The sequence below is a fragment of the Streptomyces sp. NPDC012769 genome, assembly GCF_042901205.1.
Classification (GTDB): domain Bacteria; phylum Actinomycetota; class Actinomycetes; order Streptomycetales; family Streptomycetaceae; genus Streptomyces.
The window spans coordinates 953,461-971,666 of the sequence record NZ_JBIBCP010000001.1 but is presented as its reverse complement, the minus strand read 5'-3'; the positions used below and the strand labels follow the sequence as shown (position 1 = coordinate 971,666).

Sequence of the window (18,206 nt, the reverse complement as noted above, 5' to 3'; positions counted from 1 at the left end):
CGGGTAGAGGGGCCGCGAAGAAGGGACGGCCGGCATGGGTGAGTTTCTGATCGGGACGTGTTCATGGACGGACAAGGCACTGGTGGCCAGCGGGTGGTACCCACCCGGGCGGCGTGACCCGGAGGGGAGGCTGCGGCACTACGCCGAACGCTTCTCCGTCGTGGAGGTCGACGCCGGCTACTACGCTCTCCCCAGCGTGCGCAACAGCCTCCTCTGGAACGAACGCACTCCGCCGGGCTTCCGGTTCGACGTCAAGGCGTTCTCCCTCCTCACCGGCCACCCGACCCGCACGACCGCCCTGCCCGCCGACCTGCGCGGCCACGCCCTCGGCGACCCGGAGCTGCTCGACGAGGTCTGGCACCGTTTCGGCGCGGCCCTGCGGCCCCTGCGCGAGTCCGGCCGGCTGGGCGCCGTGCTGTTCCAGTTCCCGCCGTGGTTCGGTCCCGGGGCGCGGGCGGAGGCGGTGCTCCACGCCACCAGGAAACGGGCGTACGAGTGGCCGATGGCCGTGGAGTTCCGCCATCCCGACTGGTGGCGCGAGGACCGGCGGGAGCGCACCGCCGCCCTGTTGAGGGACCTGGACGTCACCGCGGTGGCCGTCGACACGGTCCAGGGACTGCCCGCCTCGATGCCCGCCGTCACACCCGTCACGTCCTCGAGCCTCGCGGTGGTCCGCTTTCACGGCCGCAGCACCGCCTGGGGGACCGGAAGCAAGGAGGACCGCTTCCGCCACGCCTACACCCGGGAGGAACTGGCCGCCTGGCTTCCGCGCCTGCGCTGTCTGGCGGACCGGACCGAGCAGTTGCACGTCCTGTTCAACAACTGCTGCGGTGACGCCGCGGTACGCGCCGCCGAGACGCTCCGCGATCTGGCCGGCCCGGCTCAGGACGTGCTGCTCCACCCGGCGGTCGGGGAGTAGGAGTCGAGCAGGTCCACCACGAAGACGAGGGTCGAGTGCGCCGGGATCAGGGGTGAGGGCGACTCCTTGCCGTAGCCGAGACGCGGAGGAACGACGATCTCGCGTCGACCGCCGACCCTCATCCCGCGCACGCCCCGGTCCATGCCCTTGATGACCCGGCCGCCGCCCAGGGCGAACTTGAACGGCTCGCCGCGGTCCCAGGAAGCGTCGAACTGCGTTCCGGACGCGAAGGTCACCCCCACGTAGTGCACCCGGACCACCATGCCCGGCTTCACCTCGGCCCCGTCCCCGACGATCAGATCGCGGACGGTCAGCTCGGTGGGAGCGGCACCCTTCGGAACGTCGACCTCGGGCTTCGTCTGCTCACCCATCACAGCCTCATCACTCTCCGCCGGCGCCCCGCACGGGTCGGCCGGGACGCACGGACTCTCCGATGCAGCCTATGCGGTGCCGGCGTCCGGCAGGCCGGCTCCCGGTGCCCTGTGCTTCAGCCGGCGGGAGACGGTGCCGTCCTCGGAGCCGGTGGTCGTTCAGTCGTCGGTGGGCGGGGCGTCCTGGTAGGGGTTGCGGGGCTGGTCGACGGCCTTCACGGCGCCGACGTCCAAGGCCGGGACGGGGTTCTCGTCGCTGACGTCGTCGACCCGCCACACCCCGGTGACCTCGACCCAGGTGTCGGTGCGGGGGGCCTTCGCCCCGTGCATCTCCACCTTCAGCGAGCGCGCGTCCCCCGCGCAGCAGCTGAGCACGAGACGGTTGAGGTACCACGTGTCCGGGCTCCTGCCCGCGGTGACGAAGCCCGTCAGCCGGATCTTGCGGCCGCGCAGACTCATCGAGTCGTACAGGGAGCGTCCGATGAACTCCTCCAGCGCCATGGGCGTCGTCCGGGCGCCGGCCAGTTCCTCGTAGGCCGTGCGGTCGACGCGGGCCGCCGCGCCGTCGCGTGAGGCGGTGTACGAGCCGAGGGCGGGCGGGGCGACGAACAGCAGGGTGAGGGCCGGTACGGCGAGGAGCCAGGCGACGCGTGTCGCGGGACCATGATCGTGGTGGGCTCCCGTGTGGTCCTCGGAGGGGTGGTGCCAGTGCACGCGGCCGGACGCGTCGCGCCGCAGCACCGGCTGCCGCAGGCGCCGTGCCACCTCGGCGCCGATTCCGGCGAGGCCGAGGACCACGAGGAGGGCTCCGGAGGCGACGAGGAACGGCCAGAGGCCTTCCTTCACGTACCGGAGGTACACGTCGCTGCGGACGGTGGCCCGCAGCAGACCGGCCCCGGTCAGCACCAGCAGGAGAGGCAGGCCGAGTTCGCTCAGCGGGCGGCGCGGATCGTCCGCGCGGGTCGGTCGTCCGGTCACAGCAGTACGCCTCCGACGAGTACGCAGCACAGGACGGCCACGACGAACGTGGCGGCGCTGAACCGCACCGCGAACGCCCGTCCGAAGGCCCCCGACTGCAGAGCGATCAGCTTCATGTCGACCATCGGCCCCACCACCATGAAGGCGAGCCGCGCGGTGGGGGAGAAGCCGGTGAACGACGCGGCGACGAACGCGTCCGCCTCCGAGCACACCGACAGCAGCACGGCGAGCACCGCCGCCACCAGCACGCCGAGCCACGGCGATTCCGAGAACACCTCGAGGACGGACGGCGGCACGAGGACGTTGAAGGTCGCCGCCGCCATGGCGCCGACCACGAGGAAGCCGCCCGCGTGCAGGAAGTCGTGCTGCAGTCCGCGCCGGAAGGCCGCGAGCCGGCTCGCTCCGGGCCCGTGTTCCGGGTGCCCCTTCGGCAGGCGCAGCCACTCCTCTCGCCCCCACCTGATCCACAGCCAGCCCATGACGACCGAGGTGACGAGCGAGGCGCCGAACCGCGCCGCCACCATCTCCGGGCTGCCGGGGAACGCGATCGCCGTCGAGACCAGGACCACCGGGTTGATGGCCGGCGCGGCGAGCAGGAAGGTCAGTGCCGCCGCCGGTGCCACACCGCGGCGCATCAGGCTGCCCGCGACCGGCACCGAGGCGCATTCGCACCCCGGGAGCACCGCTCCGGCGGCGCCGGCCACCGGAACCGCGAGCACCGGATTGCGGGGCAGGGCCCTGGAGAAGACCCGGGCGGGGACGAAGGCGCCGATCGCCGCCGAGACGACGGTGCCGAGCAGGAGGAACGGCACGCCCTGGACGACGATGGCCACGAGCAGCGTCCGCCATGCCCCGAACGCCGCGAGCCCGAACGCGGCCTCCACCCACGGCCCCGCGAGCACCGCGACCAGCACGGCCGCGACCAGCACCGAACCGGCCGCACCGGTCCGCGCCCCGCGCTTCCGCCCGCCGTCGGCCCCACCGCCGCGCCCGTCAGGGGGACGTGGCGGTGATGCCGTCGCCGTACCTCCGGAACCCTCGACCACTCCGCGCCCCCTTGCTCCTGGTCCACCGTGATCCGGCGGAACGCCCGTGGCCCGCACCGGGGATCACCCGGCACGAGCGGGCACACACTAGCGGACGATAATCATGTTCATCTAGCCTTCGGTGGTCAGCGGGTCAGCGGGTCAGCGGGTCAGCGGGTCAGCAGGGCGTCGTCGCTCCCCGATGCCGGCGTCGCCGTCGCCTCCGACGTCGACGTCGACGCGATCGTGGTGGGATCGCTCCGGCGCAGGGCGAGCGTCACGAGCAGGCCGACGGCCATGCCGGCGGCGGTGAGCAGGACGACGAGGAACTCGCCCTCGGCGGTGGCGGTCCGCAGCGCCGCGCCGGTCTTGCCCTCGGTGCCGATGTCGGCGAGGACGGTGAACACCGCGAGACCGATGGCGTTGCCGATGTTGAGGGCGGTGGAGGCGATGCCGTTGGCGACACCCTGCTCCTCGGGCGCGGTGCCGGTGGCGGCCGCGATCCACATCGCGGTCCAGACGATGCCCTGGCCGACGCCGGACACGACGAGCCCGGGCGCCAGCAGGCCGTAGCCCGCGTCCGCGTCGAAGCCGAGGGCGAGGCCGGCCGTGCCGATCGCGCCGATGGCGAAACCGGTGATCAATGTCGTACGGGTGCCGAAGCGGCCGGCGAATCGTTCGCCGAGCTGTGTGCCGATGGCGATGGCGACGGAGGGGATCAGGAAGGCGAGGCCGGTCTCCAAGGCACTGTAGCCGTGGACGCTGTGCATCAGGACGGTGAGGAAGTACGGCAGGACGCCGAAGGTCGCCATGTAGAGGAAGGTGACGGCCATGCCGACGGTGAGGCTGCGGTTGCGGAACAGCCGGAACGGCATCAACGGGTCGGCGCTGCGCGCCTCGACGACCGCGAAGACCATCAGCACGAGGACGGCGACGACGAGGGCGCCGATCACCAGCGGGCTGCCCCAGCCGAGTTCGGGGCCCTCGACGAGGGCGAAGACCAGGAGGGTGGCTCCGGCGGTGACGCTGAGCGATCCCGGGAGGTCGAACGCGCGGCGCTCACCGCGGGCCGGGTCGCGCGGGATGACGAACAGGGCGGCCAGGGCGATGAGTCCGGCGATGGGGACGTTGACGTAGAAGACCGCGGGCCAGCCGAAGCTCTCCGTGAGGACACCGCCGAGCAGAGCGCCGAGGGTCAGGCCGCTGGCTCCGGCGCCGCCCCAGACCGCGAGCGCCCGGTTCCGCCTGGGGCCCTCCTCGAAAAGGGTGCTGATCAGGGAAAGGGTGGAAGGCAGGAGCAGCGCGCCGCCGATTCCCTGGATCGCGCGGGCGACGATGATGACGGCGGGGCTTCCGGCCAGTCCGCCCGCCAGCGAGGATGCCGCGTACAGCGCGAGGGCGAGGACGAACATCCGGCGGCGGCCCAGGAGGTCGGCCGCGCGACCGCCGAACAGCAGGAAGCCGCCCGCGAAGACGACGTACGCGCTGACCACCAGCTGCTGGGTCTGGCCGGGGAAGCCTAAGTCCGAGCCGATCTCGGGGAGTGCGACGAACACGATGTTGAGGTCGAGCGCGTAGACCAGCTGCGCCAGGGCCAGCAGCGCCAGGATCCAGACCGATTGGCGCGTGGCGCCGCCCGAGGTCTCTCGGCGCGACGCGGATGAGGTGGACATGTTGAAGCGCCCCTTCGTGGGTTCGGGTGCGGGGGTGGGTCACGACTGTTCGTATTCTTACGTACGGTTCGATTGTTCGGCAACGTTAGTACAATTGGAGTGTGCGGGTCGCCCGTCGGACTGTCGCAGTACAGTGGAACAATGAGCCTGCGTCACCCAGACCGCGATCAGATCCGGATCGAGAGCGTCCTGTCCGCGCTCGGCAGTCCGGTACGGCTCGGTGTCGTCCGCGTGCTCGACGCCGGCGGAGAGCACAACTGCGGCAGCGTCCTGAATGTCCTGGGCGTGACGGCCAAGTCGACCATGACGCACCATTGGCGGGTGCTGAGGGACAGCGGCGTCATCTGGCAGCACCCCTCCGGCAGGGAGAACCTCCTCTCCCTGCGCCGCGAGGACCTCGACGCCCGCTATCCAGGGCTGCTCGACGCCATTCTGGCCGGCGCCCTGAGTGACGAAGCCGCGGGATCGACCGGTGCCCCTTCGGGCTCCGGCAGCTGAACCGCCCCTATACATACCGGTGCCGGGCGGGCGGGTACGACAGCGGAAGTCCGGGTAGGCGGAGCCTGTCCGGTCGCTTCGGCCGGCGCCGCGCGGACCAGGGTGTCCTCCCCCTCACTGAGTCCTACGATGGCCCGGCCGGCGGTGCTTGCCCGGCATCTGTTCGGGTACCGCGCTTGAATAAGGGTGGTATCGGTATGAGCAGGCCATTACTGAAAGCGATGTGTTCGTGACTCGGCTCAGCGGCTCCGGGGACGACGACCAGGCAGGTGGGACGGGCGTCGATCCCCAGTCCCTCGCGCTGGCGATCGCCGATGCCGTGGACAGCCTCGCGGACCTCTGGACGGTGGCGGCTCAGGGAGCGAATCTGCGGCTGTCGCCGCACCAACTGCGGGCCCTGCGACTCCTCGAGTCGGAGCCGGGGCTCAATCTGACCGCTCTCGCCGAAGGCATGGAGATAGGGCTTCCCACCGCCAGCCGGCTGTGCGACCGGCTGGAGGCGGCCGGTCTGCTGGAGCGGGGACTGCACCCCCACAAGCGGCGGGAAGTGCGGTTGAACCTCACGGGACAGGGACGGCTGGTTCTGGACGAGGTGGCGTCCCGCCGGTCCGACGCCCTGAGCGCCGTACTCGCCGCCATGGGGGCGGCGGAGCGGGAGGCACTGCTCCACGGCATGCGGGGCTTTCTGGCGGCACAGGCCCGCGGACCCGGGGAACCGGGGGCCCGGAAACCCGAACCCTGAGGCCGGAGCCCCGAGTCCGGAACGCTGGGTCGAGCCCCGAGTCCAAAACCCCGAGTCCAAAACCCCGAGTCCGGAGCCCTGTCCGCCCGACGGTCAGGTCAGGTTCGGCGGCCCCTCCAGTCCAGGCAGACCACCGCGGCGTCGGACATGAGCTGCCTGCTGCCGTAGTGCTCGATCAGCCCGGCGACGACCGAGCGCGCCGTCTCGTGCGGGGGCGCGGGCCGTGTGGCACTGAGGACCTGGCGCAGGGCCTGTTCGCCGAAGAGGTCTCCCGCCGCCGAGCGGGTGCCGTGCACCCCGGTGCTGACCACGATGAGCCGGTCGCCGGGTTCCACCCGGAAGGTCTGCTGCGTGTAGAGCGTCTCCTCGAACATGCCGAGCGGCAGTTGCGCCTCCAGCTCGATCCGTTCCGTGTGGCCGGCTCGCTGGCGGAACAGCTGCGGGGAGCCGGCGTCGACCGCCTGCACCGTGCCGTCGGTGAGGTCGAAGTCCAGCAGCAGCGTGGAGGCGTACACCTTCCCGCCGTACTGGGCGAAGACGGCCTGGTCGGCGAGGCACGCCTGGTCGGTCAGGCTGATGCCGGCCCGCCGGGCGTTGCGCAGCGCGCCGACGGTGAGACCGGTGAGCAGGGACGCGTCGATGCCCTGCCCCATGCCGTCGGTGACGGTGAGGATCAGGTGGTCGGCGCTCGTGGACCAGTCGAAGTTGTCCCCGCCGATGGCATAGGCCGGCTCCAGATGGGCGCCGATGACGTACTCCTCGCGGGCGCAGCCGCGACCGGGCAGCAGCTGCCACTGCATCTCGGCGGCCAGGGTGAGGCGACGGGTGCGGCGGGCCTGGAGGTAGAGGTCGGTGTCACGGTCGGCGGTGGAGACCTCGTGGCCGAGAGCGGTGGCGAAGTCCCCGAGCCGGAGCACGGTCTCCGGGTCCGCGGCCCCCGCGGGCAGCCGTACGGACAGGATGCCGAGGCGGTCGCCGCGCACCGTGAGCGGGAGGTGCACGCGGTGGCCGGCCGGCTCGCGCAGCACCTCGATGACCGGGCTCTGGTTGATGAAGGCGGTGCCCGCGGGCCCGTCGTGGGCGGGAACCGGGGTGCCGGTGTACGGCAGATGGGAAACCGGCTGCAGGACGGTCAGGCCGTAGTCCGCGAGGAGGAGCGTCACCTCCAGGGCACCGACGCGCTCGGCGAGGAGCCGCCGGGCGGTGGCGACCAGGGCGTGCGGCGGGGCCGCGCGCAGCTGCGCCTCCGCGGACGTGAGTGGTTCAGGGGCTTTCACGGCATCCACCCTCTCGCCTCGTGGACTCCACGCTACCCCGAGAGGGGCCGGTTTCCGCAGGTGCGGAACGGGGGCCCGACCGGTTCGGCTCCCCGTCCGGTTCCCGCTCCGTGGGCGTCATGACGTGGCAGAGCAGCAGACAGACGTCGTCGTCGTGTTCGGAGTCGTGCAGAAGAGGCTTGAGCAGGGCGTCGGCGGCGGCGTCCGGATCCTGCTCCAGTTCGGGCGTGCTCAGCGTGCCCAGGGCCTGGACCAGCCGCTCGATACCCGGGTCGATGCCCTGCCTCCGCCGCTCCACGAGACCGTCGGTGTACAGCACGAGCGAGGAGCCGGGCGTCAGGTCGTCGACGTGATCCGTGTACGTACACGGGATCGGGATGCCCAGCATCACGCCCGGTTTGGCGTCCAGGGTCCGTACGGTGCCGTCGGCGCCGCGCACGACGGCGGGGGGATGGCCGGCCGACGCCCACACCACCTGTCGCTCGCCGGGGCGGAAACGGGCGACGATCGCGGTGGCGTACAACTCGGGCTGCAGATGCCGGAGCATGTGGTGCAGTTTCGTGAGGATGTCGGCGGGGCTGTTGTCCTCGACGGCGTAGGCGCGCAAGGCCGTACGCAACTGGCCCATGACGACGGCGGCGTGCAGGCCGTGGCCGGTGACGTCCCCTATGACGGCGAGCAGACTGCCGTCGGGCTGGTGGAAGGCGTCGTACCAGTCGCCGCCGATGTTCATGCCCTGACTGGCGGGAAGATAGCGCGCCGCCAGCCGCATGCCCGGCGGCTTCGGCAGATCGGTGAGCTGGGCGCGCTGGAGGGTCTCGGCGGTGTCGCGGTACTGCTCGTAACGGCGGGCGTTCTCCAGCGCGACGCTCACCCGGCGGGCGAGTTCGACCAGCATGACGGAGGTGTCCGCGTCGAAGCCGGGAGCGGAGTCGGGGGCGGTCAGGGTGAGGACACCTACGAGGCGGCGGGCCCGGAGGGGGATCGCCAGGACGGGGCGCGTCGGGGACAGCGCGGAGGGCGGCAGGTCCCCGATGCCCGGCAGGTTGCCGGGGTGGGCGGAGGCGTACTGGGGGCGGCCCGTGCGGGCGGCGACGACCGCGGCCGCCGTGTGCTCCCGTACGGTGCCGGTGTGCTCGTCGTCGTTCTCCTCGTCGAAGAGCCACACGTCGAGCCGCTGCGCGAAGTCGGGCATCAGCAGATCGGTGAGACGGCGCACGATGTCCGTGTGGCTGAGGGAGGACGTGATGGCGGCGCTGGCGTCGCCGAGGAAGGTCAGCAGGCGCCGCGCCCGCTCGGCCTCGGCGCGCGCGCTCCGCTCGGCCCGGAGCAGTTCGCGCTGGGCGAGGGCGGCGGCCTCCAGGTCGGCATGCAGCGCCAGCACGCCCTGGTTGGTCTGGTGCAGCTCCTCCCGGTGCATCTCGACCAGCTTCTGCTGTTCGTCCAGGAGGCCGAGGACGGTCGCGGTGTTCTCGTCGGCGCGCAGGAGGGCCTCGGGCAGCGGGAGGCCGGCGGATCGGCTCGGCCGCGCGGGCCGGCGGGGCAGGTCACAGCCGAGGGGCGCCTCGGCCGTCGGCCCCGGTGTGGACGGGTCGGCCGGCCGCAGCGAGACGTCGAGCCGGCCGCCGTGCTCCGCCGGGGTCCGCCGGAACTCCAGGTGGAGTTCCCACGCGGCGCCCCGGCCGAGACAGCGGCGCAGTCGCGCCGTCAGCGAGGCGAGCAGGCGGGCTCGTTCCAGGGCCGGCGCCGCTCCGTCCGTGGCGACGCGGTCGACGGCGGCACGGGCCTGGGCCGCGTCGGCGGTCGACGCGATCCTCCAGACGCCGAGGGACTCGGTCATGGACGTCCGTCCGGGAAGTCGGGGGCCAGTACGGCCACGCTGGTGTCGTCGCGGAGCGGGCTCGCGGCGCTGCCCGCGTCCCGCAGGATGACCGCGGCCACCACGGCCGGGTCGCGCGTGAGGGACAGGGGGTCCCGCGGAGGCTCCCAGCGGCTGGGGAGCCCGTCGCTGTGCAGGACGAGAAGACTGTCCGACCGCCAGGGCGACCGGTGCACGGGCACGGTGGCGGGGAAGTGGGCTCCGACGATGCCCGGGTGGGATATGAGGTGCTGCCACCCGTCGTCGGTGCGCAGCCGGGCCCCGATGTTGCCGACGCCGGCGAACGACAGCCGCCGTGTGCTCTCGTCGAACTGCGCGACGGCGACGGCCGCGCCGCGCGTGGACCGCAAGGCGGCATGCAGCTGTCGCAGGAGGTCCACCGGCTCCAGATCCGCCTTCCGGCGCAGCTCCTCGACGGCGGCGGTGGACGCCGCGGCCGCCTTCGCGCCGTGGCCGAGGCCGTCGGCGAGCATCAGCGTGACCCGTGGTCCGGAGCGCACCCAGCCGAAGGCGTCGCCGGAATGCTCGGCGTGGGCGAGGGAGGCGTTGATCCCTCCCGCCCGGACGCCGGTGGCGGAGGCCGGCCGCTGGTACGGGGCGGCCGCCGGCCGGGACGGGCCGATACGCGCCACGGCGACCGTGCCCCGGCCCGGCCGGCTGTACAGATCGAAGTCGCTGGATATGCGCAGGCAGGTGCCGAGCCCCGCGCCGAGGGAGGACGACACGCTCGTGTAGCCGTCCCGCAGCGCCACCGCGACGTCGGCGATGCCCGGCCCGTGATCGAGCGAGGTGATCTGTACGCCGAGGGCGTCCCGCACCCGGGTGTCGGAGGCACCCACCAGATTGATGACGATGCGGCCGCCCTTGGCGTGCTTGACGAGGTTGGTCGCCAACTCGGTGGCCACCAGCGCCGCGACGGCGGTGGCGTGCGCGTCGAGCCCCAGGGTGGCGCAGGCGGCTTCCGCGGCCACGCGGACGTCCCGGACCCGGGTGCTGTCCTGGACCGGGATGTCCCAGACCCTGCTCACGGCGCACCCGTGCGGGGTGAGGGGACGGCGGAGGACCAGTCGGTGACGGTGACGGTGGTGCCGTGCCCGGGGCGGCTGTCGAGGGCGAACTCCTGGACGAGCCGCTTGGCCCCGCTCAGGCCCAGGCCGAGCCCGCCGCCGGAGGTGTAGCCGTCGGTCATGGCCAGCTCGATGTCCCGGATGCCCGGACCGGTGTCCACGAAGGACAGCCGCAGCCCGCGACGGCTCGCCTCCTCGAGCACCGTCATCTGCACATGCCCCCCGCCGCCGTGCACGAGGGTGTTCCGGGCCAGTTCACTGGCCGCGGTGACCACCTTGGTCTGCTGGACCAGGCTGAAGCCGAGACCGGCAGCGGCCTGCCGCACCTGCTGACGTACCCAGGCGAGATCCGCGTCCGAGCCGATCGGCAGCGTCGTCGAGACGAGTGAGGCATGCATCACGCACCCTCCTCCTGCTGAGCGGGTGGGGCCCCCGCAGGGGCGCGTCCCAACAGGGACAGCGCCCTGTCGACGTCCAGTGCCGTGACCAGGCCGGGCAGCGTGAGACCCAGCTCGACCAGGGTGATCGCCACGGCGGGGCGCATGCCGGCCAGCACCGTCCGGGTGGCCAACAGGCGCGCGCTCGAGCCGATCTCGGCCAGGATCCGGCCGAGGAACGAGTCGACGATCTCCACTCCGGAGATGTCGATCACCACACCGCGCACCGGCGCCGGGCTGGTCGCGATGGCCTGGGCGATGTCCTCCTGGAGCCGTGCGGCCACCGAGTCGTGCAACTCTCCCTGCAGGGTGACCAGCAGGACGTCTCCGAGCGCCAGGACCGGCACGGTCCCGGGGCGGGAGGCGGAGAAGCCGGTCACCGCGCGTTCGCTCCGGCGGCCGGGCGGGCGGAGACCACGATGCCCTGCTCGGTGAGCGCGTACGCCAGGGCGTCGGCCAGGCTGGCCCGGGTGAGGATCGACCCGAGGTCGATGCCGAGTTGGACGATGGTCTGCGCGATCGCCGGACGGATGCCGGAGACGACGCACTCCGCACCCATCAGCCGGGCCGCCGCGACGGTCTTCATCAGGTGCTGGGCCACGAGCGAGTCGACGGTCGGCACGCCGGTGATGTCGAGGATGGCGTACCGGGCCCGCTGGTCGACGATCGCTTCCAGCAGGTTCTCCATCACGACCTGGCTGCGGGCGCTGTCCAGGGTGCCGATCAGCGGGACGGCGACGACGCCCTCCCACAGCTTGATGACCGGGGTGGCCACCTCGAGCAGTTGCTCCCGCTGCCGCGCGATGAGTTCCTCACCGGCGCTGACCGTCGTCTGCATGACCACCAGGCGCAGGGTGCCCATCAGGACCGTCAGCGCGAGCACACAGTCGGTCGCGCCGGTCGTGCCGGTCCCGCCCGCGGTGCCCGCGGTGTCGGCCGGGGTCCCGAAGTCGGCTCGCAGCAGCGCGGCGGCCGGCGCGCGCAGGCCCGCCACCTCGTCGGCGATCTGCGACGGGCTGTACCCGGCCTGGGACCTGGACGCGGACATCCGGCCGAGCTGGTCCCGTACGGTGGCGAAGCCGGGAGCGTCGAGGTCCTCGAGGCGTCCGGTGCGCGCCACGTCGGCCAGGGCGTCCACGACGGCCTTGCAGGCCTCGACCGCCTCGTCCCGTGAGACGGTGAAGACCGTACGGAACAAGGTGGCGTCCGCCCACCTCTGGGCGATCTGCTCGCGGCGCGCGGTCAGAAAGCCGGCCAGTTTCTCCGTCACCTCGGGGGCCGTGTCGTACTCCGCCACCTGCATCGTCTCCCTGCTACGAGCGTCTGCGGCCGGCCGGACGGCGAGCCAGCAGGCAATTATTGCTACATGACAAACGTTAGCGTGGGCGGTACGGGCCGAACAACACGCGATCGACACAATCGGGCCGCCCCGCCGGTCATTCACCGGCCGGTCTGCCGTGCCAGTCCAGGCACACGACCAGGGCGTCGTCGTCCGGTACGGGTCCGCCGCGGTGGCCCGTCAGTTCCCGCAGAATGGCGCGCGGCACCTCGGCGGCGGGCAGCAGGCGGGTGGCCTGGATGGCCCGGGCGAGGGCCGCGTCCCCGTACGCCTCGCCCTTCGGGGAGGCCACGGCGTGGACGCCGTCGCTGACGAAGACGAGCCGGTCGCCGGGCTCGACGTGGAAGTCCTGGGCCGCGTAGTCGGTCTCCTCGAACATGCCCAGGGGGAGCTGTGCGTCGAAGTTCACCCGCTCCACCACGCCGTCGCGCAGCCGCAGCAGTTGAGGGGATCCCGCGTCGACGACCCTGGCGCGGCCGGTCGCCAGATCGAAGTCGAACATGAGGACCGACAGATAGCAGCGCCCCTGATAGTGGGCGTACACGGCCTGGTCGGCCAGGGCCGCCTGGTCGGCGATGGAGATGCCGGCCCGCCGGGCGTTGCGCAGCGCGTTGATCGCCAGGTTGGTCAGCAGGGACGCCTCTATGCCCTCGCCCATGCCGTTGGTGACGTAGAGCATCAGGTGGTCGGCGGTGGCGGACCAGTCGAAGTTGTCGCCGAAGATCGCGTAGGCCGGCTCCAGCTGGGCTCCGAGCTCGTACTCGGGGCGGGAGCAGGAGCGGCCGGGCAGCAGCTGCCACTGCATCTCGGCGGCCAGCGTGAGCCGGTCCTTGCGCCGCGCCTGGAGGTACAGATCGGTGTCGCGCTCGGCGACGATCACCTCGTGCCCCAGCACTTCGGCGATCTCGGCCAGCTCGGGCTGCCACCGGCGTGCGGTGGCACACTCGGGAAGGGTGACGGCCAGCACCCCGAGCCGGTCACCGCGGACGGTCACCGGCAGATACAGACACGCGCGGCCGTCGCGTCTCTCCTCGCAGTACGGCTCCTGCGAGCCGAAGGCGCGGCCGACCGGGCTGTTGTGCACCGAGACCGGTTCCAGGGTGTGCGGCAGCACCGACACCGGCTGAAGCACGGTCAGGCCGTAATCGGCCATGAACAGCTCGACGTCCTCCGCGCCGTACTGCTCGATCAGTACGGCTCGGATGGCGTCGAGCAACTCGTGGGGAGCCGCTGTGCGCAGAGCGCGCTCAGCGGCGATGAATCTCTTCATGAGGGGAATACCACCGATCTTCCGTCGGACGACGCGCGTGACCCGCCCGGGAGCCCCAGCCCCCGGGCGCGCCGCGTCGGTCGCCCGATCCATCTGTAACCTGCGCGCACACCTAGTACGCTGACAGGCACCCCAGTGCCTGTGAGAGTGTGACCGTGACTGCCTTCCGCCGCCCCGAGCCCGATGAGGTCGCACGTGTGACCACCACGGCCGTCGAGTTGCTGGAGGTCGTGTGGGGCCGGGCGTCGACCGCTCCCACCTCGGCGTCCCAGCTGCGCGTGCTGCACATCCTCGAGCACCACGACGGCATCAACCTGCGCACCCTCGCGGAGTCCCTCGCCTCCAGCCCGCCGTCGACCAGCCGGCTGTGCGACCGGCTGCAGGCGGCCGGGTTCGTCGAGCGGGTGATGGGCACGGAAGACAGGCGCGAGGTGCGCCTGCACCTGAGCGGCCGGGGCCGCGTCTTCCTCGCCGACCTGCGCGCCCGCAGGGAGCAGGAGCTGCGGAAGGTGCTGGCGGACATGCCGGCCGTCAAGCGCGTCGCGCTGCTGGAGGGCCTGGAGGCGTTCTGCGTCACCGCGGCGACGCAGATACACGACGACGACGCCGTGGGTTCCGGCAGCCGGACCGCCTGACCCGCCGTCGCGGCACCGGTAGCCGCTGTCACCCTTCGGTGCCGGCCGCCAGTACACCGAGCGGTCTCCGTCCACCGGAGCATTCGTGGTCCTTCCCCGCTCACTTCCGACATGGCTACTTTGTTGCCTCCCGGCTATTGTTGTCAAACGACAACAGTTCTTGGGCGTCGCCCCTTGCCTGAAGGCACGTACCCCGTAAGTCGCGCGATCTTCCCTGGTTGTGCGGGGTGTCTCTCCGAAGGGGTGAACAGGCGCGCCGGCGGCACGCGGGACGCCGGGCCAGGCGGGGGGACGCCGGGCCCGGCGGGCGGCGCGGGGCCCGGCATTTCCACTGGGCCGCCACTCCGGTGCGCTGAACTCAGACGGTCTCCAGGAACTCCCTGGCCCCGCGGAGTCGGGTGCGCAGCCGTCGTTGCGTGGTGTGGCAGTCGAGACGTACGTCGAGGGCGCCCGGCAGGTGGGAGTCCGCGCGGCGGGCGGTGGGGAGGAGGGAGGGGGCGATGCCGTCGCGGCGGGCGATGAGGACGCCGAGGGCGTAGCGGCTGAGGGCGTCGGGGCCGGCGAGATGGAAGACGCCGGTCGCGTCGGACACCGCCAGTTCCCAGAGGGCGGCGGCGAGGTCGGTGACATGGACGGGGCAGCGGATGTCGTCCGTGAAGAGGGCGCCGTCCCGCTCGCCGGAGGCGAGTCGGTGCACGAGGCGTTCGTGGGCTGACGTGCCGTCGCCGATGATGAGCGAGGTGCGGGCGACGACCGCGGCCGGGTGGAGGAGACGTACGGCCGTCTCGGCGGTCGCCTTCGCGGCCCCGTACGGAGTCACCGGATCGGGAAGCGCCGTCTCGTCGTATCGGACGTGGGTCCCGGAGAAGACGGCGTCGCTCGAGACGTGCACCAGACGGATGCCCCTCCTCGCCGTCGCCTCGGCCAGCCGCACGGAGCCGTCGGCGGTGGCCGCCCAGTCGGCGCCGCCGCTGGACGCGTTGATCACCGTGCGGGGGGCCACCGTCTCGATGACCGTGTCGAGGCGATGAGGATCGCGGAGGTCCAGCCGGTGCCACGAGGTGCCGGGCGCTTCGCCGGGCCGGGAGCGGTACGTCGCGGCCGTCACACGACCCGCGCAACTCCCCTGACGCACCAGCTCGGTTCCCAGGAACCCGCTCGCTCCGATGATCAGCACCGTCATGCCCCCGACGGTAGCGGATGCCCCTCGGGCGAACGGGTGCGTTCCACCGCCCCCGGGCCGGGGCTGGTACCGGTCCGGCCCGGGGTCGTGGACGACGAAGGTCAGCCGGGCCAGGTGCCGGTCACCCGGCGGGTGGCGGTGGCGCCGGCGCGGTCGACGGCTGCCTTCACCGCGGCGAAGATCGCGCCCTGCAGCGCGGCCGCGATCAGCACTTCCTTCCAGGTCCGGTCCTCGTCGGTGGCGTCCGGGGCGTCACCGCTGTCGTCGAACACCTTCCACGCCTGCTTGAACAGCGTTCCGGCGACCAGACCGCTGACCGCGCCCAGCGCCAGGCCGACCGGCTTGTAGGCGACCTTTCCTGCCTTCATCCGGCTCACCTCACCCCTTCCCGCGGCGGAGGACCCGCCACAGCACGACGGCACCGGCGACGGCCGCCGCGAACACCAGCTTCCGGTGGTCGCGCGCCGCCCTGGTGCCCCGGGCGGCCTGGGCCCGGGCCTCCACGGCGGCGTGGTTCGCGGTGTCCCTGACCGGCGGCAGCTTCTCCTGCGCCCGGTGTGCCAGACCGGCGGCCTTGGCCCTGACCTCGTCGGCCCGGACCGACGCCTCCTCCTTCACCTCGGCGGCCTTCTCCTTCACCCGGGCCTTGACATCGGCCTGGGCCACGAGCGCCGCCACGGTCCGCCCGAGCTCGGCACGGGTCCGCTCGACCTGTTCGCGCAGCTCCTCGGGACCGGTGTCGGTCCGCTTGTCCTGCGAAGGACGGTTCATCGGTGCGCACTCTCCTTGATCCGGGCCATGTCGGCCTTGACGTTCTCGATGGTCTGCTCGGGCGCGAGGGGCGCCGCCCGGTCGATCTCCTTCTTGCCGGTCAGCGCCATGACGGCGGCGATCAGACCGAGCACGGCACTGACGATCAGGGCGGCCGCCCACACCGGCAGCGGTATCGCCAGGGCGGCGATCGCGGTGGCCACCAGCGCCTGGAGCATCAGGAACCCCACGACCCCGGCGCCGCCGAAGAGGCCGCCGCCCTTGCCGTAGCGTTTGCTCTTCTCCTTCATCTCGGCCTGCGCCAGCCGGACTTCCCCGCGCACCAGCTCGCTCAGCTGCTGCGACGCCCGCTGGACCAGCTCGCCCACCGGTTCCCTCGCGGGTTCCCTGACCGGTTGAGTCAGGGGTTCCTTCATCGGCCGCCTGCCCGCGGCCCGGCCGGCGATCCGACCGTGACCGGGACCGTGACCTTGACCGTGATCACCGTGATCCCGGGCGACCGCGGTGACATCCGTCCGTGTGCTCGCCATGGCGCTCACCTCCCGCGCCTCTCGATCCGTGCCGCCAGGAGCAGGTCCCGGCCGCCCTCACAGCCCTCGACTACCCCGAACCGGCCCGCTCACGGCCCCCGGCACGTACGGGAAGGGTTTCGCCGCGAAACCGGTGGCGCGACGGCGGTCGGGGGAGAACCTCGGGGAGAGGTGATCGAAACCACGGGGCCGTGGGTACGGATGGGACGCCGCCCTTCCGCCCACCCCCTCCGGCCCCAGCAGAGGAACACATCCCATGGACGACCTGTCTCCCCACCACGACTCGGCGGACGTCATCGTCGTCGGCGCAGGCCCCGCCGGCTGCAGCGCCGCGTACCACCTGGCGCGGGAGGGCCACGACGTCCTGCTCCTGGAGAAGGCCACCCTTCCCCGGGACAAGATCTGCGGAGACGGACTCACCCCGCGCGCGGTGAGGGAACTCGTCGGCATGGGCGTCGACGTCTCGGGGGACGACTGGGTCAGAACCCGGGGCCTGCGCGCCCACGGCTCCGGCACGACGGTGGAGATGCCCTGGCCCGCCGTGGCGTCGTACCCCGACTACGGGCTGGTACGGGCCCGGACGGACTTCGACCATCTGCTCGCCCGCACGGCCGTGGCCGCCGGCGCGCGCCTGCTCGAAGGAACCCAGGTCACCGAACCGGTCGTGGACGCGGCCACCGGCCGTGTCACCGGCGTGACGGCACGGCGCGGTGACGCCTCGTACACCTACCGGGCCCCGCTGGTGGTCGCCGCCGACGGCGCCTCCAGCCGGCTCGCCGTGGCCCTCGGCCTCCACCAGCGCAGGGACCGGCCCATGGGCGTGGCCGTGCGCCGCTACTACGCGGCGCCGCACCGCAACCGGGACTACCTGGAGGCATGGCTCGACCTGGAGACCCGCGACAGCCGCGGCAGGACGTACATGCCGTTCGGCTACGGATGGATCTTCCCCGTCGGTGACGGCGCCTTCAACGTGGGCCTCGGCACGTTCCACATCGGACGGGCGCCCGACGTGAACCACCGCGAGCTCTTCCGGGAATGGACCGCCCGCCTTCCCTCGGCCTGGCACTTCGACGAGGACCACGCCACCACCCCGCTGCGCGGTGCGCCGCTCCCAGCCGGGCTCACCCGGCGCCCGCAGTACACCCGCGGTCTGATCCTGACCGGTGACGCCGGGGGAATGATCAACCCGCTCAGCGGCGAGGGCATCGACTACGCGATGGAGTCGGGCCGCCTGACCGCCGAGACGGTCACCCGCGCCGTCGCGCGCCCCACCGCTCACGCCCGCGAGGAGGTACTGCTCCGCTACCCGGAGGCCATCCGTGAGGCGTACGGGCGCTACTTCACGGTCGGGCGGCTCGTCGTGCAGGCCCTGAACCACCCCCGGGTGATGAAGCTCGTCGCCACCCGGAGCCTCCAGCGGCCCGTTCTGCGGCGCTTCATGTTCAAACTCTGGTCCAACCTCACGGACCCGCAAAGCCCGGACGCGCTGGACCGCGTCATCACCGCCCTCCAGCGGGCGGTCCCCGCGGCCTGAGCCTTAGGAGGCCGGTCCTCTTCCCTTCGCCACGGGTGGTTCGGCGCGGAGAGACGGGGCACCCGGATGGGTGCCTAC

At 72.4% G+C, this 18,206-nt stretch carries 20 protein-coding genes; 5 read left to right on the top strand and 15 right to left on the bottom strand.

Annotated elements, in window-relative coordinates:
- The first annotated feature begins 34 nt into the window (after window positions 1–34).
- Entirely contained in the window at window positions 35–919 is an 885-nt protein-coding gene (locus ACFY7C_RS04425; protein ID WP_389643554.1) for a DUF72 domain-containing protein, read from the top strand.
- On the opposite strand, the gene ACFY7C_RS04420 is transcribed toward ACFY7C_RS04425, so the two are convergent.
- The 4 genes from ACFY7C_RS04420 to ACFY7C_RS04405 form a co-directional block, all read right to left on the bottom strand.
- Window positions 883–1,290 (bottom strand): FKBP-type peptidyl-prolyl cis-trans isomerase, encoded by a 408-nt coding sequence (locus ACFY7C_RS04420; RefSeq protein WP_389643551.1) that lies wholly within the window; start codon window positions 1,288–1,290, stop codon window positions 883–885. The two genes, ACFY7C_RS04425 and ACFY7C_RS04420, sit on opposite strands and share 37 nt — an antisense overlap.
- Window positions 1,291–1,449: 159 nt before the next feature.
- Window positions 1,450–2,268 (bottom strand): TIGR03943 family putative permease subunit, encoded by an 819-nt coding sequence (locus ACFY7C_RS04415; protein ID WP_389643548.1) that lies wholly within the window; start codon window positions 2,266–2,268, stop codon window positions 1,450–1,452.
- Window positions 2,265–3,314 (bottom strand): permease, encoded by a 1,050-nt coding sequence (locus ACFY7C_RS04410; RefSeq protein WP_389643545.1) that lies wholly within the window; start codon window positions 3,312–3,314, stop codon window positions 2,265–2,267. The genes ACFY7C_RS04415 and ACFY7C_RS04410 overlap by 4 nt, the downstream gene beginning before the upstream one ends.
- Before the next feature lie 149 nt (window positions 3,315–3,463).
- Complete coding sequence (locus ACFY7C_RS04405) at window positions 3,464–4,966, bottom strand: MFS transporter (protein ID WP_389643542.1); 1,503 nt, start codon at window positions 4,964–4,966, stop codon at window positions 3,464–3,466.
- A 141-nt stretch (window positions 4,967–5,107) separates the two neighbouring features.
- Here ACFY7C_RS04405 and ACFY7C_RS04400 point away from each other — a divergent pair, with 141 nt between their 5' ends.
- On the top strand, window positions 5,108–5,464 hold the full coding sequence (locus tag ACFY7C_RS04400; protein ID WP_389643539.1) for an ArsR/SmtB family transcription factor: 357 nt from the start codon (window positions 5,108–5,110) through the stop codon (window positions 5,462–5,464).
- Between the two features lie 229 nt (window positions 5,465–5,693).
- Window positions 5,694–6,206 (top strand): MarR family winged helix-turn-helix transcriptional regulator, encoded by a 513-nt coding sequence (locus ACFY7C_RS04395; protein WP_389643536.1) that lies wholly within the window; start codon window positions 5,694–5,696, stop codon window positions 6,204–6,206.
- Window positions 6,207–6,304: 98 nt separating this feature from the next.
- On the opposite strand, the gene ACFY7C_RS04390 is transcribed toward ACFY7C_RS04395, so the two are convergent.
- From ACFY7C_RS04390 to ACFY7C_RS04360, 7 genes are all read right to left on the bottom strand, one after another.
- The gene (locus tag ACFY7C_RS04390) at window positions 6,305–7,492 is read right to left on the bottom strand and encodes a PP2C family protein-serine/threonine phosphatase (RefSeq protein WP_389643533.1); all 1,188 of its coding nucleotides are present in this window, start codon (window positions 7,490–7,492) and stop codon (window positions 6,305–6,307) included.
- On the bottom strand, window positions 7,470–9,323 hold the full coding sequence (locus tag ACFY7C_RS04385; protein WP_389643530.1) for a PP2C family protein-serine/threonine phosphatase: 1,854 nt from the start codon (window positions 9,321–9,323) through the stop codon (window positions 7,470–7,472). Before ACFY7C_RS04385 ends, ACFY7C_RS04390 begins: the two co-directional genes overlap by 23 nt.
- Complete coding sequence (locus ACFY7C_RS04380) at window positions 9,320–10,390, bottom strand: SpoIIE family protein phosphatase (protein WP_389643527.1); 1,071 nt, start codon at window positions 10,388–10,390, stop codon at window positions 9,320–9,322. The genes ACFY7C_RS04385 and ACFY7C_RS04380 overlap by 4 nt, the downstream gene beginning before the upstream one ends.
- Window positions 10,387–10,827, bottom strand: coding sequence for an anti-sigma regulatory factor (locus tag ACFY7C_RS04375; protein WP_389643524.1), 441 nt, complete (start codon window positions 10,825–10,827; stop codon window positions 10,387–10,389). The genes ACFY7C_RS04380 and ACFY7C_RS04375 overlap by 4 nt, the downstream gene beginning before the upstream one ends.
- Window positions 10,827–11,246, bottom strand: a complete 420-nt coding sequence (locus ACFY7C_RS04370) for an STAS domain-containing protein (RefSeq protein ID WP_389643521.1) — start codon at window positions 11,244–11,246, stop codon at window positions 10,827–10,829. The genes ACFY7C_RS04375 and ACFY7C_RS04370 overlap by 1 nt, the downstream gene beginning before the upstream one ends.
- On the bottom strand, window positions 11,243–12,169 hold the full coding sequence (locus ACFY7C_RS04365; RefSeq protein ID WP_389643518.1) for an STAS domain-containing protein: 927 nt from the start codon (window positions 12,167–12,169) through the stop codon (window positions 11,243–11,245). The genes ACFY7C_RS04370 and ACFY7C_RS04365 overlap by 4 nt, the downstream gene beginning before the upstream one ends.
- A 133-nt stretch (window positions 12,170–12,302) precedes the next feature.
- The gene (locus ACFY7C_RS04360; protein ID WP_389643515.1) at window positions 12,303–13,475 is read right to left on the bottom strand and encodes a PP2C family protein-serine/threonine phosphatase; all 1,173 of its coding nucleotides are present in this window, start codon (window positions 13,473–13,475) and stop codon (window positions 12,303–12,305) included.
- A gap of 197 nt (window positions 13,476–13,672) precedes the next feature.
- Between ACFY7C_RS04360 and ACFY7C_RS04355 the strand changes: the two genes are divergently transcribed.
- Window positions 13,673–14,110, top strand: a complete 438-nt coding sequence (locus ACFY7C_RS04355) for a MarR family transcriptional regulator (RefSeq protein ID WP_389643512.1) — start codon at window positions 13,673–13,675, stop codon at window positions 14,108–14,110.
- Between the two features lie 358 nt (window positions 14,111–14,468).
- On the opposite strand, the gene ACFY7C_RS04350 is transcribed toward ACFY7C_RS04355, so the two are convergent.
- From ACFY7C_RS04350 to ACFY7C_RS04335, 4 genes are all read right to left on the bottom strand, one after another.
- On the bottom strand, window positions 14,469–15,293 hold the full coding sequence (locus ACFY7C_RS04350) for an SDR family oxidoreductase (RefSeq protein ID WP_389643509.1): 825 nt from the start codon (window positions 15,291–15,293) through the stop codon (window positions 14,469–14,471).
- A gap of 101 nt (window positions 15,294–15,394) precedes the next feature.
- A complete protein-coding gene (locus ACFY7C_RS04345) occupies window positions 15,395–15,661 on the bottom strand; it encodes a DUF4235 domain-containing protein (RefSeq protein WP_389643506.1) in 267 nt (88 codons plus the stop codon).
- Between the two features lie 10 nt (window positions 15,662–15,671).
- Window positions 15,672–16,064 carry a DUF3618 domain-containing protein gene (locus tag ACFY7C_RS04340; protein WP_389643503.1) on the bottom strand — a complete coding sequence of 131 codons (393 nt, stop codon included), beginning with the start codon at window positions 16,062–16,064 and terminating at the stop codon, window positions 15,672–15,674.
- Window positions 16,061–16,480, bottom strand: coding sequence for a phage holin family protein (locus tag ACFY7C_RS04335; protein WP_389643500.1), 420 nt, complete (start codon window positions 16,478–16,480; stop codon window positions 16,061–16,063). Before ACFY7C_RS04335 ends, ACFY7C_RS04340 begins: the two co-directional genes overlap by 4 nt.
- Before the next feature lie 370 nt (window positions 16,481–16,850).
- Here ACFY7C_RS04335 and ACFY7C_RS04330 point away from each other — a divergent pair, with 370 nt between their 5' ends.
- Complete coding sequence (locus ACFY7C_RS04330; RefSeq protein ID WP_389643497.1) at window positions 16,851–18,128, top strand: geranylgeranyl reductase family protein; 1,278 nt, start codon at window positions 16,851–16,853, stop codon at window positions 18,126–18,128.
- Window positions 18,129–18,206: the final 78 nt, after the last annotated feature.

What these genes read in the sequence shown, in the direction of transcription:
- ACFY7C_RS04425 (WP_389643554.1), top strand. Translation starts at nt 35, where the DNA reads ATGGGTGAGTTTCTGATCGGGACGTGTTCATGGACGGACAAGGCACTG.
- ACFY7C_RS04420 (WP_389643551.1), bottom strand. Translation starts at nt 1,290, where the DNA reads ATGGGTGAGCAGACGAAGCCCGAGGTCGACGTTCCGAAGGGTGCCGCT.
- ACFY7C_RS04405 (WP_389643542.1), bottom strand. Translation starts at nt 4,966, where the DNA reads ATGTCCACCTCATCCGCGTCGCGCCGAGAGACCTCGGGCGGCGCCACG.
- ACFY7C_RS04400 (WP_389643539.1), top strand. Translation starts at nt 5,108, where the DNA reads ATGAGCCTGCGTCACCCAGACCGCGATCAGATCCGGATCGAGAGCGTC.
- ACFY7C_RS04385 (WP_389643530.1), bottom strand. Translation starts at nt 9,323, where the DNA reads ATGACCGAGTCCCTCGGCGTCTGGAGGATCGCGTCGACCGCCGACGCG.
- ACFY7C_RS04375 (WP_389643524.1), bottom strand. Translation starts at nt 10,827, where the DNA reads ATGCATGCCTCACTCGTCTCGACGACGCTGCCGATCGGCTCGGACGCG.
- ACFY7C_RS04365 (WP_389643518.1), bottom strand. Translation starts at nt 12,169, where the DNA reads ATGCAGGTGGCGGAGTACGACACGGCCCCCGAGGTGACGGAGAAACTG.
- ACFY7C_RS04360 (WP_389643515.1), bottom strand. Translation starts at nt 13,475, where the DNA reads ATGAAGAGATTCATCGCCGCTGAGCGCGCTCTGCGCACAGCGGCTCCC.
- ACFY7C_RS04350 (WP_389643509.1), bottom strand. Translation starts at nt 15,293, where the DNA reads ATGACGGTGCTGATCATCGGAGCGAGCGGGTTCCTGGGAACCGAGCTG.
- ACFY7C_RS04345 (WP_389643506.1), bottom strand. Translation starts at nt 15,661, where the DNA reads ATGAAGGCAGGAAAGGTCGCCTACAAGCCGGTCGGCCTGGCGCTGGGC.
- ACFY7C_RS04340 (WP_389643503.1), bottom strand. Translation starts at nt 16,064, where the DNA reads ATGAACCGTCCTTCGCAGGACAAGCGGACCGACACCGGTCCCGAGGAG.
- ACFY7C_RS04335 (WP_389643500.1), bottom strand. Translation starts at nt 16,480, where the DNA reads ATGAAGGAACCCCTGACTCAACCGGTCAGGGAACCCGCGAGGGAACCG.
- ACFY7C_RS04330 (WP_389643497.1), top strand. Translation starts at nt 16,851, where the DNA reads ATGGACGACCTGTCTCCCCACCACGACTCGGCGGACGTCATCGTCGTC.